A 24,475-nucleotide genomic window follows, 5' to 3' on the forward strand; every position below is an offset into this window, starting at 1 on the left:
CGCTCAGCCGTTCGGAAAGGACGATCAAGAAGACCGTAATCCACCTCGGGGTCCTACTTCAGTCATTTTCCATTGGCCGCGGAACGCGGCCCGCGAACCCCGGGCCTCCGCGACGGCGTCACCGCACTTCACGGGGCGCACCGACTTCGACAGATCAGCACCACATCGGAGACAGAGATGAACGACCTGCTCGACCATGTCATCTCGGCTCATGGCGGCCGAGAACGCTGGGCACGGATCGACGGCCTGCAAGCCCACGTGACACTGCACGGTCCCTTCTGGGCCGTGCGGGGGTTCTCGGACAAGCCGTTCCAGGAGACCGTGACCATCGACACGCGACGTGAACTCGTCAGATTCAGCCCCTGGGGCGAGTCCCGACTCGACTTCGTGTTCAGCGCGGAGGACGACGTGGTCGAACTGCGAGCCAGGGCGGACGACAGGGTGCTGGAGGCACGGACCGGCATCAGATCGACCTACCGGGGATACGGTCCCGCCTCGCCCTGGAAGCCGCTCCAAGTCGGCTATTTCATCGGCTACGCCATGTGGAACTATCTCACCACCCCCTTCCTCCTCGACCGCCCCGGAGTCGTTTCCCGCGAGGGGGCGGAGTGGGCGGAGAACGGCGAGGTGTGGAGGAGACTTCACGTCGAGTTCCCCTCGGCCATCGCCACGCACACCGCCCGGCAGACGTTCTATTTCGGGGACGACGGCCTGCTGCGCCGACTCGACTACGAAGTCGATGTGAATGTCGGTGCCGCTGTCGCCCACTACGTCAGTGACTACCAGACGTTCGAGGGAATTCGGATCCCGACCCGGCGACGGGTCCACCGCCGCAACGCCGACAACTCCGCGGGCGAGAACTGGTCCATCGGCATCGACGTCCACGACGTAGGGGCCGTTGGACAACGCCCGGCACGATGAACCGGAGTGAGGACGTGCAGGGTGCCGCCCCTGCACGGCACCCTGCACGGCGGTGGCATACGGGTCGAGGGGGACGGATCAGCCCGGCAGGCCCCGGCCCGGACGTCCGGTGGGTCGTCCGATGTCAGGGGACGAGCACGATTCTTCCGGGCGAGCCTCCTCGGGACAGCCGTGCGTGGGCCTGTGCCGCGGAGTGGAGCGGATACCCGGGAGCTGCTCCCCCGCGCACGCGGGGATGGTCCCGACCCAGGTGCGCGGCGCGGGCTTTGAGGAGCTCCGCCTGGGCGCGCCGGTCGTGACTGTCGATGGGTAGGAGATGGTCGGATTTGGACGCAAGACCCGTTCGCGTGTGCGCGTTGTCGTCGACAGTGAATACGCTCAGCGCCGCGGTCCGGCCGTCGCCGGTGGCCATTCCCTCGTTGTCGAGTCCGAGCTGGTTGTCGGTCTCCCAGTAGGCGCAGCAGCAGCCGAGGTAGTGCGCGAAGTCGGTGCCGGTGTCCCGCTCGCGGATCCGGTCGAGGATGCCCATGTACTCGAGAACGGTCAGGGCCGGGCCGCGGAAGTCGACTGCCTGGCCGCCGCGCCGCAAACGAGTCCCCCGTGCGACTGACTGCCCCATCGGCGTTGACGTCCAGGCCGGCTCTCAACCGGGGCAAGACAGCACGGCACAGGCACGGAGGCTCGCCGCCCATCACAGAACGCCGGTACGGGCCGGGATCGGCCACGGACGAGCGCTCTTGAAACAGACCACGGAACACCACCGCGCCTGCTGATCCCGACCAGGCCCGCGACCGCTCCCTCGCACCGATGCCAGCGGGCTCAACCGCTTTGCGATCGAAGGCTTTTGCCTACTTCATCAATGCGATCACCAGCGGGACCGACGCCGACGCGATGCAGTCGTATGTCGGGGAGTCGACGTGGTCCCGGCGTGCGCCTCACCGGCCATCAGGGGCGTTGAGCTCCGCCGGCCGTGCCCGGGTGAGGCGGGCGAGATGAGGTCCAGCCGGTCGTCCTCGACCCGTTGCAGTGGCATCCCGTGCGCTGTCAGGTGGAGATGAGCGTCGGCTCCAGGTGGGCCAGCACTACGTGACCAAGCAGTCTGCTTCGGGGCTGGCCCGGCTGAGGAGTTGAGCGACGTGCTCACGGTAGGCGCGCCGGTGGTTACACCTGTCACTCCCCCAGCCTCCGGCCATATTCCGCCTCACAGACGCCTGTTGGGTACCGAACGATCTCCACCTGTCTAACTCCTAATTTAGGAATTAATATTGACGCGCGTCGGCGACCCCTGCAAGATCCTGGGCACCAACCCGTAGACGATCGGGCGCTGACTGGTTCCAACTACTACCGCCGCACGTTCTGTTGGGCGGCGGTACCTCGGGCACACGACCGGGACGGGCCTGCACGCGTGATCGGACAGTGAAGGATCCGATGTGAAACGACATCTCACCGTCCTGTTTGCCCTCCTGATGTCCTTGTTGGTCGTACAGGCGCCCGCCCATGCAGCCCCTTCGGCCCGTAGTGCCCGTGGTGCCGACAGTGCCGGCACTACGGCAGCCGCCTCGAAGCAGGTGCTGGGCCAGACGCCTTACATGGGGTGGAACACCTACTACGCGCTGGGTGGCGATCCGAGCGAGTCGGAGATCAGATCGGTGGCGGACTTCCTGGTCAGCAGCGGTCTGCGCGACTCCGGCTACCAGTACGTCTGGATCGACGGCAACTGGGCGGCATCGACGCCGCGCAGCGCGGCCGGTGACCTGGTGCCCAACCCGGACCAGTTCCCGAACGGGCTGAAGCCACTGGTCGATTACATCCACAGCAAGGGCCTCAAAGCGGGCATCTACACCGACGCCGGCCCCTACATCCCGGGCAAGTGCGGGCTCGGCAGCCACGGTTACTACCAGCGCGACGCGAACCAGTTCGCCGCCTGGAAGTTCGATGCCGTGAAGGTGGACTACCTCTGCGGGATCGCCGCTGACCTCGACCCCAAGACCGTCTACACCGAGTTCGCGAAGGCGCTGCGGAACAACTCCAGCGGGCGCCCGATGCTCTTCAACCTCTGCAACCCGGTGACCTCTCCGGACTGGGGCGACTACCCGCAGACGCAGCAGTCGACGTACTCCTGGTCCTACGCGCCCGCGATCGCGCAGTCCTGGCGGACGTACACGGATGTCGGCTTCGTCGGCGAGATCAAGTTCAAGGACGTGCTGCGGAACTACGACGCGAACGCGCGGCATCCCGAGGCCGCCGGGCCGGGGCACTTCAACGACCCGGACTACCTCGGACCCGAACTGGGGATGAGCGACGAGGAGTTCCGTACGCAGATGACGCTCTGGTCGGTGGCGGCCGCGCCGCTGGTGATCGGCAGCGACGTCCGTAAGCTCAGCAAGACCTCGCTCGGCATCCTCGAGGACCGCGATGTCCTCGCTATCAACCAGGATTCCGCCGGCGTCCAGGCCGTCCGCGTCGGCCCTGCCGGTACGACGGAGACCTGGGTGAAGCGGCTGGCCGACGGGGACCGTGCCGTGATGCTGCTGAACCGGGGTGACACTCCGGCGACGCTGACCACGACCGCCAAGTCGGTCGGGCTGTCCGGGGGGCGGTTCACCCTGAAGAACGCCTGGACCGACCAGGTCACCGAGAGCGGCGGAACCATCAGTGCGGCCGTCCCGGCGCACGGCGCGGCCCTGCTCCGGGTCGGCCGGGCAACGGGCAAGCCCGGTGTTCCGCACGTCGTCGCCGGCCTGCCGCAGGTGACGAAGGTCGGCAGCGACGCGGTCGCGGCGGGCGTGGCTCCGGTGGCCGCCGGCGGCGACCAGGCCCGGGTCGAGGTCACCGTTCGCAACGACGGTACGAAGCCGGTCTACGCACCGCGGGTCGAGCTTGCGGCGCCCGCCGGGTGGACGGTTCAGGCGGCCGGTAAGGCACCGAAGGTGCTGAAGCCCAACCGCTCCGTGAACCTCGCCTTCACCGTGACCCTGCTGGCCACCGCCGCACCTGGTAGCGACGATCTGACCGCCACCACCTCGTACGAGGTGGCCGGCAAGGGACGGCTCGAGCAGCGGACGACCACGGCGTTGGTCGTGGCACCGGCGGCACCGAACGGCGACGTCGCCCTGTCTCACCACGACTGGATCAGCGCCACCAGTGGATGGATGAGCCCGACGGTCGACCGGAGCGTCGGGGGCTGGACTCCGATCAGCATGCTCGGCCAGGAGTACCCGACCGGCATCGGAGTCGCCTCGCCCTCCACGATCCGCTACTACCTCGGCGACCGGTGCACCCGGCTGACCACGACCGTCGGCATCGACGACGCGGTGCGCGACGTCGGCCCGGAGGGCGGCACCTCGACCTTCCAGGTCATCGGTGACGGCCGGGTGCTGTACGACAGCGGTGTGCTCGGCCGCGACGACGTCCGCCAGGCCGACATCGACCTCACCGGCGTCCGGGTTCTCGACCTGGTGGTCGGCGATGCGGGCGACGGCGGCTACAACGACCGCGCCAACTGGGCGGACCTGAACGCCAGTTGCTGACTCGGCTCCGCCGCACCCAGGTGACAGCTCACCTGGGTGCGGCGGTTTCACCGAGAGGCCGTCGGGACACGCCTGGGGCGTGTCCGCAATGTGGTTGGGTCGTTGGTCTGTCGTGGTGCGTCGTCATGAACTGACCGATGAGTCGTGGGCGGTGATCGGGCCGTTGCTGGTTCCGCCGCGGATGGGCAGGCCGGTGCGGGACCGTCGGCAGGTGGTCAACGGGATCCTGTGGAAGCTGTCCACCGGGGCGGCCTGGCGGGACCTCCCGGAACGCTACGGCCCGTGAAAAACGACCTGTGAACGGTTCCGCCGCTGGTCGGCCGACGGCACCTGGGACCGGCTGCTGTCGCACGTGCAGCAGCATTCGGATGCCGTCGGCGCCGTCGACTGGACCGTCGTGTGCGTCGACTCGACCACGGTGCGGGCTCACCAGCACGCGGCCGGGGCACTCAACCACGTCGCCGGCTGCGCCCCCAGGAACCGGACGCTCACCCGGGAGTGGGATCTTGCCCCGCTCCAACAGCCCCCCTGCCGGGCGGACACACCGCCCCTGGCGAGGACGCCCGACAGGCCGCAGCGAGGGAGATCGCAGAAGAGACCGGGTTCCGCGTACCGGCCGAGGCACTGCCGCTGCTCGGCTGGGAACGATTCACCCTCCACGAGGTGCCGCCTGCCAGCTACCCCTACCCGTTCCCGGTGTCATACGCGCTGATGTTCACCGCGCGGACCGAACACACCGGTACGCCGGTGGAACCACCTCCGGACTCGGAGTGCGAGCCTGCTGGATGGGCCGCTCCCGCGCAGGTCCCGCGAGAGGGGACACCGCTGAGACAAGTCCCCTCGTGGCTAACGGCATTGGGATCTATTGGCGGCAGAGCGGCCGATTGAGGGGCGGCGTGCCGGATCGCCTCCGGGCTCCCAGGGCCAGGGTGTCAGTGGTTCATGCAAGGGTGCCCCCATGGAACCTTGGGGAGTGATTGAGGCATTGTGGGATCGAATCCAGGCGCGCGATTGGTCAGGTGTCGCCGACTTGGTCGCAGAGGACGTCGTGGTCGAGTGGCCGGTCAGCGCGGAGCGCATCGTCGGCAACAAGAACTTCGTCGCGGTGAACAGCGAATACCCGGGGGGCTGGTCGATTCGGGTGCTGCGGATCGTGGCTGACGGCAGCGAGGTGGTCTCCGAAGTCGAGGTGCCGCATGACGAGTTCGGCGTGTTCCGTGTGGCCTCGTTCTGGACCGTCCAGCAGGGACGGATCGTGCGTGGCCGGGAGTACTGGACGAGTGTCGGGGCTGATCCGCGCCCGGAGTGGCGGGCAGCTCTGGCCGAGCCCATGTGAAGCGGTTGCCGCTCGCAGCGACGTTCCGGCTGATCTGGTCGTGCCGTAGCAAGGGCCATGCGGGTCAGGTGAGTTGTGAAGCTGACCTGGGCCCGCGCGGCCTGCTCCCATCCTGTCCTGTCTGGTGTCTCCCGCGCACACTTCGGCGAGTTGTTCGCCGAACTCGCCGCCCCGTGGGAGGCCGCGCGGCAGTCCGGACTTCGCGAAGCCCGAGGTGGGGAACGCCGCAGGAAGGCCGGCACCGGGCGCAAGCCGAAGCTGGTCTTCCGCGACCGGCTGCTCCTTGCCCTGGTGCACCCGCGCCAACAACTGCCGCACGAGGTCGTGGCCAAGTCCGCGCCCAGGCCCTGGATTGCTGCATCAAGACGGCGGACGCGGGCCATGAACATTCGCCCCCGCAGAGCAGCTGCTGCTCCGCGCCACCGAGCCAGAGGCCGGGGGTGGCCGGGTTGTTCGGCGCAAGGCCAGGCGTTTTGCCGCCGAGCGGCGACGTCGTGCGGAAGCCGGCCACGGCCTGGAAACCGAACACCTTGGAAGGTCCTTGATCACATAGTGTCTCCTGGCACGCGCACGACAAGGGGAGGATCATGAGAGGCAGAACGGCCTGGGCCGCGGCCGGCGGGGCGGCGGCCCTGGTCCTGACGACGGCGACCGGAGCGCACGCGGAAGGGCGGGGCGACATCCGGGTGGTGAAGACCGTCGTCAACGGCGGCGGCAACGTCATTGTGGGCACGGCGAGGACCATCCGCTACCCGATCGACATCACCATCAAGGACAACTCGGGGGTGAAGAAGCTCACGGATGTCTTCACCTTCAACAAGACGAACGCCTACACCTTCGCAACCTGGAACGGCGACTCGTCCTGCACGAAGAAGAGCGCGACCACCTCGGTGTGCCGGGCCACGATGACCATCGACCCCGCCTGGATCCCCGACAGCGACGACATCGACACCAACAGGGTCGCCGGTGTCTGGCGGGTCGACGCCACCGTCAAGGCGAACGACGGGGACTACTGGATCTCCGACGACATCGCCGAGTACAAGGTCAAGCGGGCCGCCCAGCTCACCACGGTGATCGCACCCGAGAAGGTCGCCAAGGGCGCCAAAGTGACCGTCGCCGGCAAGCTGTCGCGGGCCAACTGGGAAGACCTGAAGTATCACGGATTCACCGGACAGCAGATCAAGCTCCAGTTCAGGAAGAAGGGCGCCGCCCACTACAACACGGTCAAGACCGTGACGACGGGCGACGCCGGCAAGCTGACCACCAAGGTGACCGTCACCTCAGCGGGCAGCTGGCGCTGGTACTTCCCCGGCACCACGACCACCTCGCTGAAGGTGTCGGCCGGGGACGCACTCAACCTGAAGTAGCCGACGAATGACGCCCAGAAGTCCTCGTCCAGGTGGCGGTGCACTCCACCGCCACCTGGACGAGGCCGAGCGTCGAGGGAACGCCTTCTCGAGGCGTTCCGCACCGTGCCCACCAATCGTGTGCAACGGCACGGTGCATACGGAGGAGCCTTGAGAACGTGGTTGCCGGTGGCTGACGGTCTTGGCATGATCGCGAAATGAGTGAAGCCGCGGACCGAATTGCCTTGTGGGGGCGTTCGCTGTTTGAGCGTCAGCGGGACCCGGTGGTGTGGGCGGGCGGGGTGCTCGAGGCTGCTTCCGTGACGCTGGGAAAGTCCCCGGAGATCCAAGCTGCATTGGCTCTTACCGTGGACAGCACGCAATGGCCGAAGGGCCGGGCGGTCTTCGACCGGATCCGTCAGCGCAGGCTCGACAAGGACAAGCCCCTGACGGCTGCGGAGGACCTGCACTTCCGGCTCGCGGAGCTGGTAGCGAAGCTCGCGCACAATGCGGCTGGTCCGCCTACGCCTTTCGATTATCACGCAGGCTGGCAGGTGGGGCCGATCGCTTACCATCTGGCTGGCGAGCTGAAGGATCCGCCTCTTCGCCACCGCCTGGCTGCCGCCCTGGACGGGTGGCCAGAAACCGGGTGATCCCCCGTGATCACCCGACCTCGCCGGAATCCTTTGGACCGTGTCCTATGTGGGGTTGGGTCGTTGGGCTTGGTTATGGAGCGGGGTACATGGAGTTGAATTGTTCCGGATGGGCTGTGGGAGATCGCGGAGCCGCTGATCCCGCCGTCGAAGGTGCGGCCGCAGGGCGGCGGGACGCAGGACACGCCTGACGAGACGCTGTTCGCGGCGATCATCTACGTGCTGGTCAGCGGATGCGCCTGGCGGGCTTTGCCGCCGCGCTTGGGAATATCGAGGTCGACCGCGCATCGCCGGTTCCTGATCTGGTCGCGGGCAGGTCTGTGGGGCCGATTGCACGAGGAGATCCTGCGCCTCCTGGACGATGCCGGCCTGCTCGAACTCTCCCCGAGCGGTCCTCGACTCAGCTCATGTACGGGCGGGAAAAGGGGCGAACTCACAGGTCCGAGCCCCGTGGACCGGGGCAAGCCGGGTTCCAAGATGCACGTCCTGTCGGACGCGAACGGACTGCCCGTCGTCGTCGGCATCTCGGCGGCCAACCTCCACGACAGCCTCGCCTGAAGCCCATGGTCCAGGGTCACCAAACGAGACACGACCCCCACCGCGGCCGGTACTTCAAGCCCCGGCGTCTGCACGCGGACAAGGCCTACGACATTCCCCACCTGCGAAAATGGTTGTGGGGCAAGCACATCGGTGCCCGTATCGCCCGCAAGGGAGTCGAGTCCGGCGAACGGTCAGGGCGCCGACGACGGGTCATCGAACGAACCATGTCCTGGCTGACCGGCTACCGCAGACTCAACCACCGCTACGAACGCCACCCCCGCAACTACCTGGCCTTCCTCGGCCCCGCCGCCGCCCTCTGCTGCTACAAACGGCTCATCCGCCTCACCACGTAGGACACGGTCTAAGAAGCCATCTCATTTGGTGAGTCTGCGGTAGCAGATGAGGGTGCAGGCGATGCTGGTGAAGGCGAGGAAGTGCTCGGCTTTGCGTTCGTAGCGGCGGTGCAGTCGCCGGCATCCGGCGAGCCAGGACATCGTGCGCTCCACGGTCCACCGGTGACGACCCAGTCGCTGTGAGGACTCGATGCCCCTGCGGGCGATGCGGTGGCCGATGCCGCGCTTGCGTAACCATCGCCGCAGGTGGTCGTAGTCGTATCCCTTGTCGGCGTGGAGCTTTGCCGGTCTGCGTCGTCGGGGTCCGCGCCGTGATCGGATCGGCGGTATCCCCTTCACCAGCGGAATCAGCGCCTGACTGTCGTGGAGGTTCGCCCCGGAGACCGCGACGGACAGGGGCAGACCGGTCCGCTCGGTGATCAGATGGATCTTCGAGCCGTACTTGCGTCGATCGACAGGATTCGGACCTGTCAGGTCCCCCTTTTCAGGGCTCTCATGTTCACCGAGTCGATCGCGCAACGGGACCAGTCCAGCTCCCCACGAGAGCCGAGTTCGTCGAGGACCAGGCGGTGGAGTTTGGCCCATACCCGGGCCTTCGTCCACTCGGTGAACCGGCGGTGAGCCGTCGCGCCGGACGGTCCGAACGACGCCGTCGGCAACTGCTGCCACGTGCAGCCCGAGCTCGACACGAAGATGATCGCGGCGAGAACTTCGCGGTCTCCGTGCCGACGCCGACCACCGCCCTGAGGTCGCGATGGCGCTTCCGGCACCACACGCTGGAACAACTCCCACAACTCATCCGGCACCAGCCGCTCAACAATCCCCACCACGACCGGCAGCTTACCCAACCAAATGAGATGGCTTCTAAGTCGCGGACCCCGGCAGGGCACGAACGATGGAGTCGGACATTCCCGTCTTGCCAGGGGGTACCAGCCGCTGTCGGTTCGGCCGCAGAGCCGGGGCACACGGTTGTGCTCGTCACGCGGGAGTGGACATGGCCGAGCTTCCTCCGCCGATCACCCCGTACTTGGAGCCCGCCGCGAAGGAGCTGGCCGAGGCGACCGACGCGCACCCCCGGATCTACGAGGTCCCTCCCTGGGCCTGCAGAGCGACCCGAGCGTGCCCAAGCCCGAGGTCGACGAGGAGTGGGGCGATGTGGACGCCGGCAAGTGGGCACGGTCCGCACCCGCATCATCCGGCCCGACGCGCAGTACTTTCTCACCGGTTCTGTCGGCGGTGAGGCTGTTATTGGGCGCGCAGGCCTTTGTCGGTGAAGGCGATGAGCCATTCGAAGCTTTTGTCGATGTCGGTGCTCCATTTGAAGCCGCCTGCCGCTTCGATGGTGGCGAAGCCGTGGCACAGGCTGCGAAACATGCGCAGGGCGTGGTCCATGTCGGATTCGTCGATCCCGTAGCCGCGCAGAACGGCCCGGAACGCGTCGAACAGCCGTTGCGCAGCCTGGGCCATCGGGTCGTCCGGTCCGGTGGGTTCCATGCCGGTCGTCGCGGCGTAGCGGCCGGGGTGGGTGATGACGAGGGTGCGGAAGGCGTGCAGGGCGGCGGCCAGGGCGTCACGGCCCGCGACTCCCTGGACTGCGGCGCCGACGGCGTCGGCGGCCTGGTTCGTCGCCAGTACCGCGATGCGCCGTGTGAGGTCCTCCAGCCCGCCCACATGCTTGTAGAGGGACGGGGTGCGCACGCCCAGGCGTTCGGCGAGCAGTCCCATGGTCAGGCGGGCCAGGCCGACCTCGTCCGCGAGGTCGGCGCCGGCCGCGACCACGGCTGCGGGATCCAGGCCCGCCCTAGGCATGGGCGGTGTCCGTGCGCAGGAAGGAGAGCATGAGGGAAACCACCTGATCAGGGTACTGGTCGTGCGGGTAGTGGCCGGCGCCTTCGATCATTTCGAGGCGGCCGAGGCCGGTGGGCAGGTCCCCGACGATCGCGGTGCCTTCGGCGTGCGGGTCGGCCCAGTCGGGATCGTCGGTGCCCATCACGACCAGGACCGGGCAGCGCACGTTGGCGAGCTGGTCGCCGGCGTCGGCGGGCGTGGTGCGGCCCATGCCCTGCAGCGCCTTCATCCGGTCCGGCTCGCGCAGCATCGCCTCCACGCGGCCGACCCGCTCGTCGAAGTCGGCGGGCTTCACCCCGGGGTAGGCCACCTGCAGATAGGAGCGCCACGCCGGAACACTGCCCAGCGTGATCGCGCGCATCAGCCGCAGCATGCCCTGCCGCACGCGCTTGCTGCGCAGGTCGCCCAGGCCCATCGACTGCTTGCGGGTGAAGGGCCCCAGTTCCACCACCGCGGTCACCAGCTCCGGCTCCCGCGCCGCGGCGATGGTTGCGGCACCGCCGGAGATCGAGTGGCCGACGAGTACCGCCGGGCCGCCCAGATGCCGGATCACGGCGAGGAGATCACCGGCGATGGCGGTGCGGCTCCAGTCCGGCCAGGTGGCACTGGACTCGCCGCAGCCCCGCAGGTCGACGGCGGCGACCCGGTAGCCCGCCGCGATCAGCTGCGGGACGACGGCACGGTAGGCGCCGCGGTGGTCACCCATGCCGTGCGCGAGGACGACCAGCGGGCCTGAGCCCGCCACGTCGTAGGCGATCGTGCCACCGTCGACGGCGAGGTGTTCGGTCATGACGTCTCCCAAGATTGGGTAGCCACATCAGCCATGTGGCTACTGCTGTTAGCTAAAAGCTAGTGTGATTAGCCAGCGATGTCAACGGGAAGCCATGCCTCCGGCGGAGACAACTCCCCTCCCCCATCGGGGCATGGATGAACAACCAGCGGCAAGCGGCCAGGAAGGCGACCGAGGACGCCGGACGACGCGCCGCCGGGGAAGCCCCGGCACAACCCCGCGCCGGAGAGCCGCCAGGGGCCCGTATGAAAGCTCCGGCGGATCTCGATCCGGGAGGGGGCGCCCGGCCCGTGAGCCGTCGCAGCAGCGGAACCACCGACTCGATCTCGGCCACCGGAACGCCTGCGCCGCGCTCCCGGCCAGACACGGTCAACTCATCGTCCAGGGCGACGAACTGGGCATACGGGCCGCCGGGCGGCGGGCCAGGTAGAAGCCCTGACGCCCCCTGACGCCCCTGACGCCCACGCAACGGTGACTCCCGGAAAGGGGGCCGGCGTCACTCGGGCCCCATGGCAGAGTGACCGTCGTACACACGGCGAAGCGCGTCACCACCAAGTCTCAGCGCATACCCGGCAGAAGCGCCTCGCACCCGATCCGGTCCTCCCAGGTGACGGTCGCGGTCGTGGCCCTCGCCCTCAGCGTGCCGGCAGGACTCCTCGGCCGCTCGACCTCGTGGGACACCTCCCGTCCCGAGCTCAATGCGCCCACCACCTTCTACGTCCCACGTGCCCCCGACGCCAACCCAATGTTGGAGTTCGGCATCGAGGAGCAATCCGGACGGCAAGGATCGGGCCACTACACGCTCGCCTTGAACGCGACGGACCTCAGAAGCGTCGCCGTCCTGAAATCGGGACCCCAGGTTGATGGTGCGGCTGTGGACGGGAGTCGGTCATGACGACCTTCCAGGTTGCGCTCCGGTGGGGTTACCCGGCGCACTGAGCAGCCAGCGCCAGCGCGGTTGTTCGGTGACTGTCACGGTCAGGCACAGCACGGTCGCTGCTGTGGCGGCCCACCAGGGCCAGAGCGCCCACGTTGCCGCTGTGGCGGCTGCGAGCTGCATCAGCACCAGGAGGATCGTCACGATACCGGGCACCAATACGGGTGTGCCGCCGCCGGGCCTGTCGCCCGGCGTGCTGAAGACCGCGGGCAGCCCGATCAGTATCACCACGGCGCCGATCGCCAGGGCTGTCGAGTGCGGCCACAGGGCCCAGGGAGCGCCCACCCACGCGATGAGTTCGGTGAGGAATCGCAATGCCCCTCGGACATAGTCGTTCTGGGACGGATTCTTGTCGATCACAGTAGTTGCCCTGTCGTTCGTCAGTGCGTGGGCGCTGCGGGCCCGGGGGTTGGCGTGGTGGCCTGGAGTCCTTGGTCGATGATCGATCCAGGTGATGCTGTCGTCGGCGTCTGTGTCGCGCCGGAAGCCGCCTGCGACTTCGAGGGTCGAGAACCCGTGCAGCATGCTGAGCGGCATCCGCAGGGCGTGGACCTCCTTGGCGGGGTCCAGGTGGTATCCGCGCAGCACGGCCGAGAGGGAGTTGAGCGCCCGGTTGCCGGCTGGGATGAACGGGGCGTCGGGCCCGTCCGGGCGTCCACTGTTGAGCCGGGCCGCTGCGACGAGGCAGGTGGGCGGGGCGACGCCGCCCCGCCCACGACGTAGGCCGAGTTCGGTCCTCGCGACGGGGGTGCCCCACCACAGCGGAATCAGCAGCCGGGCCGATCAGCGGCCGGGCAGGTTGTTCAGCGGCGCGGAGCGGCGCTCCAGGAGCTCGGCGTAGGTGCCGTCCCGCTCGGCCCAGCGCAGCGGCAGCGCGGCCTCGGCGATGATCTCGCGGGTCGTGGGCTCCACGGCCAGCAGCTCCATCACCTCATCGAGGTAATCGTCGATCGGCACGGCCGCCGGGTTGAGCTTCGCCATCGCCGGGGTCGCGACGGCCGGCGGCACGAGTTCGGCCACCTCCACGCCGGTCCCGGCCAGGTGCGCCCGCAGCGACTCGGTGTAGGAGTGGACCGCGGCCTTCGTGGCGCCGTAGGTGGCCATGAGCGGGAAGGGCAGGAACCCGATTCCCGAGCTTACCGTGATGATCGTTCCGGTGCCGCGGCCGATCAGATGCGGCGTGAAGGCGTCGATCACCCGGATGGTACCGAGCAGGTTCGTGGCGACCATGTTCTCGGCGTCGGTGATGTGCGCGGGCTCGCGCAGGTCTTCGGTGAGCAGGACTCCGGACATCGTGACGACGACGTCGAGGTCGGGGTGCGCGGCGAGCACTTCGTCGCGGGCCCGCAGGACCGAGGCGGGGTCGGTGACGTCGATCCGAACGGACTGCAGGCCGTCCCGTGGCTCGGGCCGGCGCCCGCCGACGACGACCGTGTTGCGGTCCTTCGCGAACCGGTGCGCGAGTTCGAGCCCGATGCCAGAGGTGCCACCGACGATGAGCACTGTGCGATTGGTGAGCTCCACCAGAACCTCCTGTAACGTTCGGTAGCCGTCCAACGACTACCGGTTCTTCCGCAACCAGGCTCGCTCACATGCTTTGGAACCAGAAAGGCCCTGCCGATCCGGGGTGTGCCAGGACCCCCTCTGCGACCGTCGGCCGCGGCTACCGTGGGAGGTATGCCTCAAGACGACGCGAACCGGCTGGGCGAGTACCTGCACGCCCGCCGCGACCTGGTCACGCCGCAACAGGCCGGCATCCCCGGTGGCGCCAACCGGCGCGTCCCAGGGCTGCGTCGCGAGGAGGTCGCGATGCTTGCCGGTATCAGTGCGGACTACTACCTGCGGCTGGAGCGCGGCAGGGATCACAACCCCTCCCCGCAGGTGCTCCAGGCCATCGCCCGTGTCCTGCACCTCGACGACCTGGAAACCGAGTACCTGCTCGGACTCAACGTGCCCCGCCCGCCGGCCCGCCGCAAGCAGCGCACGCCGCGCCTGCCCGCCCGGTTGCACCATCTGTTGGCGGCCGTGGACGTGCCGGCGTTCGTCGAGGACCGGCACTTCGACGTCCTGGCCTCCAATCGGCTCGCGAGGGCGCTGTCGCCGCGGCTGCGGCCTGGCGGGAACCGGCTGCGCTCCCTGCTGCTCGACCCCGAGGAACGCCACTTCCAACACGACTGGGAGGCGGCGGTCGTCGACTCCGTCGCGGCGTTCCGCCGTTCCGTGGACGACAGCGTCACCGACCGGCGCTCAGTCGAACTCGTCGGCGAGCTGTCCCTGGCCAGCAACCGCTTCCGCACCCTGTGGGCACGGCACGACATCAAAGCGCTCGGCTACACCAGCACCGTCAACCATCCGGTCGTGGGCGAACTGCGCCTCAACCGCGAGAAGCTCGCCGTCGGAGACCTGCTGCTCGTGCTCTACTACCCGGACCAGGACAGCGACGCCGCCGAGAAGCTCCAACTGCTGACCTCCCTCGCCCCCGTCGGCGGGCAGCAGCCCGCTGCGGCCGTCGACCCGCCGACAGACCACGACGTCGACGCCTGCCACCAATCGCAGGGCGGTCGGGGCCGACGCAGACCGTAACGCCCTGCTCGCTCCGACCGTTGCTGAGGCGGTCACAAGAGACTCGGGGCGTGCGGGTCCGCCGCCTGTGTGACCGGCCTCAGCCGCCGGCACCGCGATTCCTCGCCGCGATGTGTCCTACATACTGCAACGGCGCTCGTTCTGAGGATTGGGCAGTTTTTCAGGGGCTGTGGCCTCGTTGTTTGTAGTGACTGATGCGGGCCTGGTGTTGGCGTCGACGGCGCCATGTCGACCAGCGCAGGATGTGATCGACCGGGGTGGGCCGGCGACTGGCGAGCCGGATGACCAGGCGCCGAATCTCGGCGAGGCTGAGGCGGATGAGCTGGAAGGATCCGTTTCTGACGGCAGTGCGGGCTTTCAACACGGCCACTCCCAACCACCGGAACGCGGGCAGCATCGGCGTGTGCGCAGCCGACATGCCGGCCGTATGCGCCGGTGGTGCACCTGCCTCCGGAAGCAACGGCCCCAACGCGTACGCCGGTGTGGGGTCCGGCTACGCTCTGGCCTTCTCCGGGGACAGCACGAAGACACTCGACCTGCGGCACCGCTGACCGGGAGAGGGCATGACACACGGCTTCTACGCGAAAGAAGTCATAGGACCGGACGACGTCACCTTCTCCACGGTGTGGCTCCTCGCCGGTTTCCTGGCCTTCGGAATCATCGCGGTGGTGTACAACGCCTGGCTTCTCAAGAAGTCCGAAGAACCCAGGTTCAAGCAAGGTTGTGCCCTGGCCGGGGCCGCTACCGTCTACCTGGGCATAACCTCGTATGTCTTCATCTGGGGCCTGGTACATGCCATCTACAACAGCCACGGATAGTCCGGCGCGATCATGCTGCCCGCCGGAGCACTCGCGCGGCAAAGACCCACGTGAGCAACGAAATTGGGGCAGCATGCCCTGCCTCTGGGCTGAACCTGGAGACATCGATCTCTGGACCAGCTCGAATCTTCTGCCTTAACTGCAGCATCTGGAAACCGCCAATGCCCGTGGAGTACGCGCGCGACGCGGCCGAGGTGGTGGCGGTCGACCACTTCGAACTGCCCATGACCGGCCTGTCCGCCCAGATCCAGACGCAGTTCCTGAGCGCCACAGCCACGTGAGCGGAGCACACGCTCCGCGCTCACGCCGATGAAACCGAAGATTCCCGGACATCGGGGTGGCGTGGTGACCGGGACACCTCCGCTCGCGCGGGGAGGGTCCAGCAGCGTCGGGGGAACCGTTCCGGTTCATCGCGGGACACCTCCCCTCGCGTGGAGAGAGATCGAGGCCACAGGCCATCCGGTGCGGGAGGTGGTGGGCGGGATCAACGTCGCGTGCAGACCGCGGTGTTGGGCGGCGCGGTGTCGGAAATGCCTGCCCCGCTGCCGACGCAGGCCGAGCAGGCGGACCTGTTCGAGAACGTCCGCGCTGGGGCGCGGAGCGTGGAACCGGCGACGGCGGTCCGGCAGTCCTCCCTGACGTCCATCTGTTGCCGTGAAAGGTGTGTCAATGGCGAGAAGAAAGGGACGCGCGGTCGCGTCGCTGGTCGCCGTGCTGATAGTCGGAGGGCTCATGGGCGGGTGCTCCAAGGAGTACAACGACAAGCGGGGTAAGGGCGACGCACCCGTGCGGGGGCGCATGGGGGACAACACAGCCGCCGAGGTCTTCAACATGCCCGACGGATTCGGCAACTTGGCCACGAAGTGCGTGGGCCACGGGTTCCGCGCTTACGTGACGACCAACGCCAGCGGACCGTCCAATGTCGAGATCGTGCCGGACAAGGCATGCGCGAGCTGAGACGGGGGGCGATGGCCGCTCTGCTCGCGGTACTGCTCCTTGCCATGGTTGCCGGATGCTCACGGGAGTACCAGGACAAGCGGGGCAAGGCGGACGCACCCGTGAGCGGGCGAGCGGGCGAGGACACTCCGGCCGAGGTCTACAACTTCCCGGACGGGTTCGGCAATCTCGCAACCAAGTGCATCGGCCCCGGTCGGCGCGGCTACGTCACCACCAAGTCCGTGCACCAGGAGGACGACGAAACGGTGGTCATCCCGTCGAACGCCGTCGTCGTCGACGATCCGGGATGCGTGGCCGCACCCTAGTGTCCTGCGCCAGTCGTCGCTCGTCAGTAAGAGCTGTCCCGCAAGACACCGTTTCTTTTGGCTGTAGCGGGGCTGATGACCGGCCCAGATGGGTGTAAGAAGTCATCTCATTTGGTGAGTCTGCGGTAGCAGATGAGGGTGCAGGCGATGCTGGTGAAGGCGAGGAAATGCTCGGCTTTGCGCTCGTAGCGGCGGTGCAGTCGCCGGCATCCGGCAAGCCAGGACATCGTGCGTTCCACGGTCCACCGGTGACGACCCAGACGCGTCGAGGACTCGATACCCCTGCGGGCGATGCGGTGGCCGATGCCGCGTTCACGTAACCATCGCCGCAGGTGGTCGTAGTCGTATCCCTTGTCGGCGTGGAGCTTTGCCGGTCTGCGTCGTCGGGGTCCGCGCCGTGATCGGATCGGCGGTATTCCCTTCACCAGCGGAATCAGCGCCTGACTGTCGTGGAGGTTCGCCCCGGAGACCGCGACGGACAGGGGCAGACCGGTCCGCTCGGTGATCAGGTGAATCTTCGAGCCGTACTTGCCTCTATCGACAGGATTCGGACCCGTCAGGTCCCCCTTTTCAGGGCTCTCATGTTCACCGAGTCGATCGCGCAACGGGACCAGTCCAGCTCCCCACGAGAGCCGAGTTCGTCGAGGACCAGGCGGTGGAGTTTGGCCCATACCCGGGCCTTCGTCCACTCGGTGAAGCGGCGGTGGGCCGTCGCGCCTGACGGTCCGAACGACGCCGTCGGCAACTGCTGCCACGTGCAGCCCGAGCTCGACACGAAGATGATCGCGGCGAGAACTTCGCGGTCACCGTGTCCACGCCGACCACCGCCCTGAGGCCGCGATGGAGCCTCCGGCACCACACGCTGGAACAACTCCCACAACTCATCCGGCACCAGCCGCTCAACAATCCCCACCACGACCGGAAGCCTACCCAACCAAATGAGATGGCTTCTTATGCCCCTCTGTTTCTTTGTCCTGTGCGCCGCGCTGCTCTGCCATGCCCGAAGGTCACGAGAGAAGGGCATGTCTTGAATCACCGTAAGGGGCGAGCGAGTGGGGCTTCCGCTCTCGCTGTGCTCGTCGCCGCCGCACTTACCTCGGCCCTGCGCGGTACCCCAGAATCCGGGGCCGCACAGTTCGACAGCGGTACGGCAGGTGCGGCCGGCGCCCTAGGCAAGGCCAGGACAGGCACCCGCGTTACCGGTGACCGGGTGGCCTTGGACGGCACCGGCCAGGTCACCGGCGTACGGCCCGCCAAGGGGCGGGAAGGAACCACATTCCGATACGCAGGACGCACGCCGACCGGACCTACGTCGTCCCGCGTGACGCCGAGCGCCTCCTCGCGAACGGCACCGCCGACCGGCGGCCGATCCGCGCACCCGCAGTACTCCCTGTTCGAGCGAGACGTCGAGCAGCTTTTCCCGGTCCTGGAGGAACTCGGCATCGGCTTCGTCGCGTTCTCCCCCCTTGGGCCGGCGCGGCCAAGCCTGCCGGCCAGTACGACGCCTCCCGGCACCCGCAGTCCCGGAGGATCGAGGAGAACGCCGCTGCCTCCCCCATCGCCGTCAGTCGGCGTAAGTTCTCCTGACGCAGCGTTCCTTGGCCCGCGCCCGGCGTCGGGACGTGGTTCGGCCCGGCTGCCTGCTCCCCGCTGCCGCTGACCCGGATCCTCCCGTCGTTGGGATGGGGCGCTGTGTCTTGGGCAGGCAGCCCGGCCGGCGTGCACGACGGCAAGTGGTGGGCTGGCTGTCGACGCGATGCTCCCGGGCGCAAGAGGATGGATGATGAGCGGGCGGGGTCCCGGGCCGATCAACGAGCCGGCCCGGGCGTCTGTACTACGCTCCGGGAGAACACGCAGGCTCCGTGTCACTGCAGCAGAGAAATACAGCAAGCTCAGTGGTGCGTCTTGACCGATGCCCCCCAGCAGGGGTCTATCTGCAGTCGGAATGACCGTCGATTCCCCGTGGCATGTCGAGCTATACGGCGAGACGGAGTCGCGGAACCTTTGCTGCGGAGGGTCAGGCGGCTTCGGGTTCCTGCTGTGGCTTCGCCGCGGCGGCGGGCTCCTGAGCGTCGACGGCGGTGTAGAAGACGGACGACCCCTGCTTCTGCCGCTGGGCATGGTTCTTGGCGACCAGCCCTTCGAGAGTGGTGCGCACGACCGTGGCCTTCACCGTGCGCTCGGGATGGGCTTGGGCCAGCGCGGTGGTGATCTCGGCGGCGGACCGCGGTTCGCTCTGCTGCTTCAGGTATCCGCGGATCACCTCGACGAGAGTCGGCCCAGTGGCGGGCTTGGACGCCTTCGCGGATGACGCTCCAGCAGGGGACGATTTCGATGACGGCTGCTTCGGCGCGGTCTTCTTGGACGTCGTGGTCTTCGTGTTCGTGGCAGCGGTCTTCTTCGGCTTGCCGGACTTCGAGGCGGCAACGCCCTGGTGAGGTACGGGAACCACGCTTACGCCGGCTTCCTGGGCGACAGGGCTCGTGCCGCCCAGGGCCTGCCGCAGGTTCACCAGCACCGTGTGGTCATGCTGCAGTCCGGCCAACTGCTCCTGCAGCGCCTGGATCTCGCCGCCGATGCGGTCCTGCTCCTTGGTATTGCGTTCGAGGTCGCCCGTGACCTGGGCGGCGTACTGCGACGTCAGTTCCGTGGTGAGGTTCTTGACTTCAGACATGGCTCGAGCCTTTCTGTCAGTCTGCGGGCACAGCAACCGAGGAGGGTGCCGTGTTTGCAGACAGAGAGGTATCTCATCTGAGGTGACTGAATCACCGGCAGGGTAAAGCTACTGTGGTGTGCAGCGGTCTCAGTGATAGTACGCACGAGTGAATGCGAATGTTCGCAGTGAGTGATACTTCACCCACCCGTTCACCGGGAGCAGTTGGATGATGTGAACCGTGTGGCACAGGAACCGCACTTGCGAAGCTGCGTCTGTAGCCACGCTCCGGGTGGGTGAACTGGTTGCTTTCACCTCGGCACAGAAGTGGGCCGAAGGGGAGGGACGTTCACCGAACCATTGAGGTTGCAGCCCACCACGTCCGTGCCCCGTGCAGGGACGGGCGGTTGAAGGACCGTTCAGCAGGCCGGGCCGGCCGACATCTGGACCCTCTTGAGGCGGGCGGAGGGTTCCGGGACGGCGGTGTAGCCCGGGCTGGCGCTTGCCCACGCCGCTTACTGATCGTTTCGAAATGAAGTTCGTTATGCGCCTTGGCAGTTGAGGGTCGTGTCGGCAGGATCTGTTGGGTGTCTGTTGATCTTGTGCCCGATGACCTGTGGGAGCGTGTGGCTCCGCTGCTGCCGGCTCGTCCGGCGAGGCGGTATCGGTATCCCGGGCGGTTGCCGACGGATGACCGGGCTGCGCTGCGGGGCATCGTTTATGTGCTGTGCAAGAGTGTGAGCTGGCGGGACGTGCCGGCTGATCTGGTCGGCTGCAGTGGTGTGACGGCCTGGCGGCGTCTGCGGGACTGGACCGAAGCGGGTGTCTGGCCGCAACTGCACGAGGTGCTGCTGGCAGAGTTGCGTGCGGCGGGCTTGCTGGACATGGATGACGCGGCGATCGACGGTTCGCACGTCAGGGCCCTCAAAGGGGGGCTCACACCGGACCTTCGCCGGTCGGCCGGGCCCGGCCCGGCAGCATGCACCGTCTGATCGTCGACCGGCACGGCAGCCCCTGGCTGTCTCGCTGACCAGCGGAAACCGTCATGACGTGACCCAGTTGATGCCCTTGCTGGACGCGAGTCCCGGCATCCGCGGTGTTCGCGGCCGGCCTCGCAACCGGCCACGTCGGCTGTTCGCCGACCGTGGCTACGACTACGACAAGTACCGCCGACTGATCCGGGCCCGCGGCATCACACCGAAGATCCCCCGCAGAGGGGCTTCCCACGGCTCCGGCCTGGGCAAAACCCGCTGGGTCGTCGAGCGAACTTTCGCCTGGCTCCACCAGTTCAAACGACTCCGAATCCGCTACGAGATACGCGCCGACCTCCACCTCGGACTACTCCAACTCGCTTGCAGCATCATCTGCTTGAGAAGACTCAGAACTTCATTCTGAAACGATCAGTTGGCTGAAACGGCAGCCAGCGATAGCGCGCCAGTGTCCGTATGTTCCGCAGTGTGTTCTGTGGGCCACCTCGGAGGACTGATCGGCGCGGGTGCCGGACTGGGATCTGCGCGGTATTGGGCGTGCGGGCCCGGCACTTGAGCGCCTGCGAGAGATCCGGCGCAGCCGGGCCCCTCCCTCGTTGTTCCGTAGACCTGGCCAGCGCCGCCAAGCGGCCAGCCCGGCCCCACCAGAGCGTTACGTAACCGGGCTGGAACTGTGGGGCAGCAGCCAGTTGACGCCAGCCCCTTAGCCTTCGCGCATTTTAGCTAAGAGATATCCCGTAATGGGGTGTGGGACATGCCGGGGTGGGGTGGCGGCGTCTATTACCGGATGTCGAGTTTGAGGTTGTGGAGTGCGGCGACGCCTGCGGCGGCGTGGTCGATGCCGGCGCCACGGCGGCGGCAGTGGCGGAGTATCTGGTGGTCTTTCAGGCGGGCGATGACGTGTTCGGCGATGGCTCGGCGTCTGCGGAACCGGCGGTGGTTGCGGTCTTTGATGGTCCGGCCGTCCGGCCCTCGTCGGGGTGTGCGGATCCGGTTCTCTCCGCGGTAGCCGCCGTCTCCGGACAGTCGGGGATGCGCTGGCAGGGATTTCCCGACGCTTTCGCGGAAGACGACGATGTCGTTGCGGTTTCCGGGCCAGGCGTCGCCGACGGTGACGACGCGCCTGTCGCGGGCCCGGCAGACGATCTGCACGTTGACGCTCCGCCGGTAGTTTTTCGACTTTGCCGTTCGTTTCTTGTCGTGGACGGGGATGAGGGTTCCGTCGACGAGCCACAGTTCCCGCTTGTCGGTGGGTGGCGGTCCGAGGAGTGCGGCGAGCGGGCCGGCGAGGCGGTCGACGGTGCGGTGCACCGCCGAGTCGGAGATCCCGAAGAGGGCTCCGAGCTGCTGCATCGTCAGGTTGGTCCGGTAGGCAAGAACAAGAAGGAGGACCCGGTCGGGGAACGGCAACGCCCAGCGCCGGCCACGGCCCGCGTCCGGCGCCGTCGCCCAGAGTCGTTCTACGACCCGGTGCATCTGTGGTCCGGTCAGTCCCGTCCATGCCCGTAGGCCAGTCGAGGTGCAGTGGGTGAGCCGCAGGTGCATGCCGGTGATCGTAGCCAGTCAACCGGGCTGTGGTCAGGGCCCGTTGTCAGTGGGGCGGGTTACTGTTCCTGCGATTGCTGATCCGGTCTGTCGCCGGACAGGTCTGCACGTGTTCGGTGCACCCGAGAACGGAGGTGGAAGGCCCATGACTGCACCTCCGCAGCAGGCGCCCTCTGCCTCCGATACTGCACTCGCGCGCCGGTTCCGCGGCAAGAACAAGACCGAGTGCTGGAAGCGCGGGGCGGACACGGAACTCGCGGTCATCCGGCTGCCGTTGGACGTGCACCGGCCCGAGGACATTGTCCGGCTCGGGCAGCTGTTTGCGTCGATGTGGTCGGTGAAACGCGCTCTGCGGCGGGATGCGCGTGCCGCGGTCGACGCGTACTGGGCCGGCGATGTACGCCGCGAGGTGGACGCGAAGGCGTGGCGGGCTGCGCTGGGTCTGTCGCGGGAGGGGATGGAACACCGCGGGTACCGGCACATGGAACGCTCCCGGCACCTCGGGCACCACGTGACAAAGGCGTTGGTGATGCATCAGGCCGACGAGGTATGGGAGGGCGTCTCCCGGCACTTGTTCTCGGACGCGTCACGCCGCAGGTCCGGCCGGCCGAGGACGGGATCGTGGTGGGATTACACGCGGATACCGGGGCGTGCCCGGTCTCATACGACTGCGCGGAAGTGGGAGACGTTCCGTCTCCACGGCACCCTCGGCGGGCACCTCGCCGCCTACCAGCACCGCGGCTTGGACCCGGCGATCCTGACGCCCGGGCAGGCGGCCGCACTGGAGGCGGGGACGAAAGTCCTCGAGCAGCCGAGACGGCTGACCGCGCCGGAAAGGCCCGCGGGCCGTGTCCCGACCGGAGACACCACGCCGAAGGGCACGCCGAAGACGCGGGCTGCGACGTGGTGGGACCACACCGGCCCGCTCACCCTCGTGTTCACCGGCGGCCCGCACTCCCGCCGCGGTGACCTCGTCCTCCCGGTCCGGCTACCGTCCGGCGCCGGCCGGTGGCTCCGTGTCCTCCACTTCCTGAACGACCCTGATTCCTGGCACAAGGTCGACCTGGTCCGCCGCCGTGACGCGTCCGCGCCCGGCGGGTGGGCGTACGAAGCACACCTGATGGTCCTCACCAGAGGCTACGCATCCCCCGCCACCCGGGCCCGCCGCGAGACAGCGGCCGGTCTGGACCGGGTCGGCGGTATCGACGGGAACGTCAGCAACCTGTCCGTCGTCTCCTTCCCGAGCACGTGCGACCCCGCCGACGGCGGCATACGGACCAGTCGTGTCGAGCTCTCCGACGCCGAACGTGACGCGCTTGAGAAAGGCCGGCGGAAAGAACGAGGGCGAAAGCGTGCCCTCGACCGGTCCCGGCGGGCCACCACCCCCGCACAGTACGGCCTGTCGAAACGGCAGCAGGCCCGGGACGAACGACGTACGGCAGCAGGACTTCCCGCACTCACCGACTCGGTGCCCGGCGGCGCCCGCACGGCGAACAAGGCCGGGGTGCCACGGCAGGCATACCGGCGCGACATCCTGTCGGCCGGATACCAGGTCAACCGCGCCCGCCTCGCAGAGGGCGCGGCAACCGCAGCCGCGGCGAAAGACCACCGTGCACGGCGGATCGCCGAACGGGTCGTCGAAGTCCACGGCGCGTGGCTCACCGTCGAGGACTGCGACATCCGCACCTGGTACCGGCTCTGGGGCAAAGCCCTCCAGGCCACCACACCCGGCCGCCTGATCACTGCGATCGGCCGGGAATGCGAGAAGGCCGGCGGACAGCTCCTGCGCGCTTCGACGTTCACGACGAAACTGTCGCAGACCTGCATGTGCGGCGCCCAGGTGAAGAAGACGCTCTCCGCGCGCGTCCACCGCTGCGGCACCTGCGGCCTCACAGCCGACCGGGACATGATGTCCGCCGGGCTCGCCGCACACGTACGACTTGCCGATCCGGGCAAGCCCAGCACTGCGGGCCTGGACACCGTCCAGGCCCGCGCCACACAACTGCTTTTCTCAAAAGGGCTGCAAGAGGCCCTGTCGAGTCAACCGCAGCGCGGTGCCCGCCCCACACGGGGCCGCACCCACGCGGCAGCCCGCACTTCCGGAACACCGGAACCGCAGGCCTCTGCTCGGCGAAACACGACCGACCGGTACCGGCCCAACCCGAATGAGACCCGACCCGCAACCCCGCGGCACAAGGCCCACGTCGGAACAGCCGACCCAGTAGGGAACACGCCGCCACCCGGCGGCCCACCCGAACAGGAACCGGACGGACGACATCCCATTACGGGATGACTCTTAGGACGCACATCCGGCGAGTCACTTCTGCCCCGAACACGCAGAGGACCCATGGCCGCGCATCGAACTGCTGTG

General features: G+C 67.9%; 20 protein-coding genes and 4 pseudogenes. 15 read left to right on the forward strand and 9 right to left on the reverse strand.

Features of this window, described 5'->3' with window-relative positions; genetic code table 11:
- Positions 1-177 precede the first annotated feature (177 nt).
- Complete coding sequence (locus ACFVTC_RS37070; protein ID WP_390133314.1) at positions 178-921, forward strand: hypothetical protein; 744 nt, start codon at positions 178-180, stop codon at positions 919-921.
- A 124-nt stretch (positions 922-1,045) separates the two neighbouring features.
- On the opposite strand, the gene ACFVTC_RS37075 is transcribed toward ACFVTC_RS37070, so the two are convergent.
- On the reverse strand, positions 1,046-1,540 hold the full coding sequence (locus ACFVTC_RS37075; protein ID WP_390133316.1) for a hypothetical protein: 495 nt from the start codon (positions 1,538-1,540) through the stop codon (positions 1,046-1,048).
- 811 nt (positions 1,541-2,351) lie between these two features.
- On the opposite strand from ACFVTC_RS37075, the gene ACFVTC_RS37080 reads away from it, so the two are divergent.
- The 7 genes and pseudogenes from ACFVTC_RS37080 (at position 2,352) to ACFVTC_RS37110 (ending at position 8,679) form a co-directional block, all read left to right on the forward strand.
- Complete coding sequence (locus tag ACFVTC_RS37080) at positions 2,352-4,451, forward strand: NPCBM/NEW2 domain-containing protein (protein ID WP_390133318.1); 2,100 nt, start codon at positions 2,352-2,354, stop codon at positions 4,449-4,451.
- An 88-nt stretch (positions 4,452-4,539) separates the two neighbouring features.
- Positions 4,540-4,899 (forward strand): annotated as a pseudogene (locus ACFVTC_RS37085) (IS5 family transposase); the annotation flags it as partial.
- Positions 4,900-4,949: 50 nt separating this feature from the next.
- The gene (locus tag ACFVTC_RS37090; RefSeq protein WP_390133320.1) at positions 4,950-5,339 is read left to right on the forward strand and encodes an NUDIX hydrolase; all 390 of its coding nucleotides are present in this window, start codon (positions 4,950-4,952) and stop codon (positions 5,337-5,339) included.
- Positions 5,340-5,409: 70 nt separating this feature from the next.
- On the forward strand, positions 5,410-5,787 hold the full coding sequence (locus ACFVTC_RS37095; protein ID WP_390133322.1) for a nuclear transport factor 2 family protein: 378 nt from the start codon (positions 5,410-5,412) through the stop codon (positions 5,785-5,787).
- A gap of 587 nt (positions 5,788-6,374) precedes the next feature.
- Entirely contained in the window at positions 6,375-7,154 is a 780-nt protein-coding gene (locus ACFVTC_RS37100) for a hypothetical protein (RefSeq protein WP_390133324.1), read from the forward strand.
- A 197-nt stretch (positions 7,155-7,351) separates the two neighbouring features.
- Positions 7,352-7,786: a hypothetical protein gene (locus ACFVTC_RS37105; RefSeq protein WP_390133326.1), complete on the forward strand. Its 435-nt coding sequence runs from the start codon at positions 7,352-7,354 to the stop codon at positions 7,784-7,786.
- A gap of 99 nt (positions 7,787-7,885) precedes the next feature.
- Positions 7,886-8,679: pseudogene (locus ACFVTC_RS37110) on the forward strand (IS5 family transposase).
- Positions 8,680-8,700: 21 nt separating this feature from the next.
- Here the strand turns inward: ACFVTC_RS37110 and ACFVTC_RS37115 are convergent.
- Positions 8,701-9,500, reverse strand: a protein-coding gene (locus ACFVTC_RS37115; RefSeq protein ID WP_390133382.1) for an IS5 family transposase whose coding sequence is annotated in 2 segments (ribosomal slippage) — positions 8,701-9,162 and positions 9,165-9,500 — 798 coding nt in all. Because the reading frame shifts where the segments join, the coding sequence is not laid out codon by codon here.
- A gap of 173 nt (positions 9,501-9,673) precedes the next feature.
- Between ACFVTC_RS37115 and ACFVTC_RS37120 the strand changes: the two are divergent.
- Positions 9,674-9,881: pseudogene (locus ACFVTC_RS37120) on the forward strand (esterase); the annotation flags it as partial.
- 43 nt (positions 9,882-9,924) lie between these two features.
- On the opposite strand, the gene ACFVTC_RS37125 reads toward ACFVTC_RS37120, so the two are convergent.
- The 4 genes from ACFVTC_RS37125 to ACFVTC_RS37140 all read right to left on the reverse strand — a co-directional run bounded on the left by ACFVTC_RS37125 (position 9,925) and on the right by ACFVTC_RS37140 (position 13,778).
- Positions 9,925-10,458, reverse strand: coding sequence for a TetR-like C-terminal domain-containing protein (locus tag ACFVTC_RS37125; protein ID WP_390133384.1), 534 nt, complete (start codon positions 10,456-10,458; stop codon positions 9,925-9,927).
- Positions 10,459-10,480: 22 nt separating this feature from the next.
- Entirely contained in the window at positions 10,481-11,317 is an 837-nt protein-coding gene (locus ACFVTC_RS37130; protein ID WP_390133328.1) for an alpha/beta fold hydrolase, read from the reverse strand.
- Positions 11,318-12,206: 889 nt separating this feature from the next.
- The gene (locus tag ACFVTC_RS37135; protein WP_390133386.1) at positions 12,207-13,028 is read right to left on the reverse strand and encodes a TetR-like C-terminal domain-containing protein; all 822 of its coding nucleotides are present in this window, start codon (positions 13,026-13,028) and stop codon (positions 12,207-12,209) included.
- Between the two features lie 9 nt (positions 13,029-13,037).
- Positions 13,038-13,778: an SDR family oxidoreductase gene (locus ACFVTC_RS37140; RefSeq protein WP_390133330.1), complete on the reverse strand. Its 741-nt coding sequence runs from the start codon at positions 13,776-13,778 to the stop codon at positions 13,038-13,040.
- 153 nt (positions 13,779-13,931) lie between these two features.
- Between ACFVTC_RS37140 and ACFVTC_RS37145 the strand changes: the two genes are divergently transcribed.
- The 4 genes from ACFVTC_RS37145 (at position 13,932) to ACFVTC_RS37160 (ending at position 16,917) form a co-directional block, all read left to right on the forward strand.
- Complete coding sequence (locus tag ACFVTC_RS37145; RefSeq protein ID WP_390133332.1) at positions 13,932-14,837, forward strand: helix-turn-helix domain-containing protein; 906 nt, start codon at positions 13,932-13,934, stop codon at positions 14,835-14,837.
- Between the two features lie 563 nt (positions 14,838-15,400).
- Positions 15,401-15,655 carry a hypothetical protein gene (locus tag ACFVTC_RS37150; protein ID WP_390133334.1) on the forward strand — a complete coding sequence of 85 codons (255 nt, stop codon included), beginning with the start codon at positions 15,401-15,403 and terminating at the stop codon, positions 15,653-15,655.
- A 669-nt stretch (positions 15,656-16,324) separates the two neighbouring features.
- A complete protein-coding gene (locus tag ACFVTC_RS37155) occupies positions 16,325-16,612 on the forward strand; it encodes a hypothetical protein (RefSeq protein ID WP_390133336.1) in 288 nt (95 codons plus the stop codon).
- Complete coding sequence (locus ACFVTC_RS37160; RefSeq protein WP_390133338.1) at positions 16,600-16,917, forward strand: hypothetical protein; 318 nt, start codon at positions 16,600-16,602, stop codon at positions 16,915-16,917. The genes ACFVTC_RS37155 and ACFVTC_RS37160 overlap by 13 nt, the downstream gene beginning before the upstream one ends.
- Positions 16,918-17,024: 107 nt before the next feature.
- On the opposite strand, the gene ACFVTC_RS37165 is transcribed toward ACFVTC_RS37160, so the two are convergent.
- Both ACFVTC_RS37165 and ACFVTC_RS37170 read right to left on the reverse strand, forming a co-directional pair.
- A protein-coding gene (locus tag ACFVTC_RS37165) for an IS5 family transposase (protein WP_390133389.1) occupies positions 17,025-17,824 on the reverse strand; the annotation gives its coding sequence in 2 pieces (ribosomal slippage) (positions 17,025-17,486 and positions 17,489-17,824; 798 coding nt in all).
- Positions 17,825-18,934: 1,110 nt separating this feature from the next.
- Complete coding sequence (locus tag ACFVTC_RS37170; protein ID WP_390133340.1) at positions 18,935-19,591, reverse strand: BlaI/MecI/CopY family transcriptional regulator; 657 nt, start codon at positions 19,589-19,591, stop codon at positions 18,935-18,937.
- 566 nt (positions 19,592-20,157) lie between these two features.
- On the opposite strand from ACFVTC_RS37170, the pseudogene ACFVTC_RS37175 reads away from it, so the two are divergent.
- Positions 20,158-20,965, forward strand: a pseudogene (locus ACFVTC_RS37175) (IS5 family transposase).
- Between the two features lie 374 nt (positions 20,966-21,339).
- Here ACFVTC_RS37175 and ACFVTC_RS37180 read toward each other — a convergent pair.
- On the reverse strand, positions 21,340-22,104 hold the full coding sequence (locus ACFVTC_RS37180; protein ID WP_390133342.1) for a transposase: 765 nt from the start codon (positions 22,102-22,104) through the stop codon (positions 21,340-21,342).
- Between the two features lie 145 nt (positions 22,105-22,249).
- Here ACFVTC_RS37180 and ACFVTC_RS37185 point away from each other — a divergent pair, with 145 nt between their 5' ends.
- A complete protein-coding gene (locus tag ACFVTC_RS37185; RefSeq protein WP_390133344.1) occupies positions 22,250-24,397 on the forward strand; it encodes a zinc ribbon domain-containing protein in 2,148 nt (715 codons plus the stop codon).
- The last annotated feature ends 78 nt before the right edge of the window (positions 24,398-24,475 follow it).

Source organism: Streptomyces sp. NPDC057950, from assembly GCF_042887295.1.
Classification (GTDB): Bacteria; Actinomycetota; Actinomycetes; order Streptomycetales; family Streptomycetaceae; genus Streptomyces; species Streptomyces kaempferi.

Excerpts from the sequence above, each read along its gene's own strand:
- ACFVTC_RS37160 (WP_390133338.1), top strand. The coding sequence starts at position 16,600 with ATGCGCGAGCTGAGACGGGGGGCGATGGCCGCTCTGCTCGCGGTACTG.
- ACFVTC_RS37130 (WP_390133328.1), bottom strand. The coding sequence starts at position 11,317 with ATGACCGAACACCTCGCCGTCGACGGTGGCACGATCGCCTACGACGTG.
- ACFVTC_RS37105 (WP_390133326.1), top strand. The coding sequence starts at position 7,352 with ATGAGTGAAGCCGCGGACCGAATTGCCTTGTGGGGGCGTTCGCTGTTT.
- ACFVTC_RS37170 (WP_390133340.1), bottom strand. The coding sequence starts at position 19,591 with ATGTCTGAAGTCAAGAACCTCACCACGGAACTGACGTCGCAGTACGCC.
- ACFVTC_RS37095 (WP_390133322.1), top strand. The coding sequence starts at position 5,410 with ATGGAACCTTGGGGAGTGATTGAGGCATTGTGGGATCGAATCCAGGCG.
- ACFVTC_RS37180 (WP_390133342.1), bottom strand. The coding sequence starts at position 22,104 with ATGCACCTGCGGCTCACCCACTGCACCTCGACTGGCCTACGGGCATGG.
- ACFVTC_RS37155 (WP_390133336.1), top strand. The coding sequence starts at position 16,325 with ATGGCGAGAAGAAAGGGACGCGCGGTCGCGTCGCTGGTCGCCGTGCTG.
- ACFVTC_RS37075 (WP_390133316.1), bottom strand. The coding sequence starts at position 1,540 with ATGGGGCAGTCAGTCGCACGGGGGACTCGTTTGCGGCGCGGCGGCCAG.
- ACFVTC_RS37100 (WP_390133324.1), top strand. The coding sequence starts at position 6,375 with ATGAGAGGCAGAACGGCCTGGGCCGCGGCCGGCGGGGCGGCGGCCCTG.
- ACFVTC_RS37185 (WP_390133344.1), top strand. The coding sequence starts at position 22,250 with ATGACTGCACCTCCGCAGCAGGCGCCCTCTGCCTCCGATACTGCACTC.
- ACFVTC_RS37145 (WP_390133332.1), top strand. The coding sequence starts at position 13,932 with ATGCCTCAAGACGACGCGAACCGGCTGGGCGAGTACCTGCACGCCCGC.
- ACFVTC_RS37150 (WP_390133334.1), top strand. The coding sequence starts at position 15,401 with ATGACACACGGCTTCTACGCGAAAGAAGTCATAGGACCGGACGACGTC.
- ACFVTC_RS37070 (WP_390133314.1), top strand. The coding sequence starts at position 178 with ATGAACGACCTGCTCGACCATGTCATCTCGGCTCATGGCGGCCGAGAA.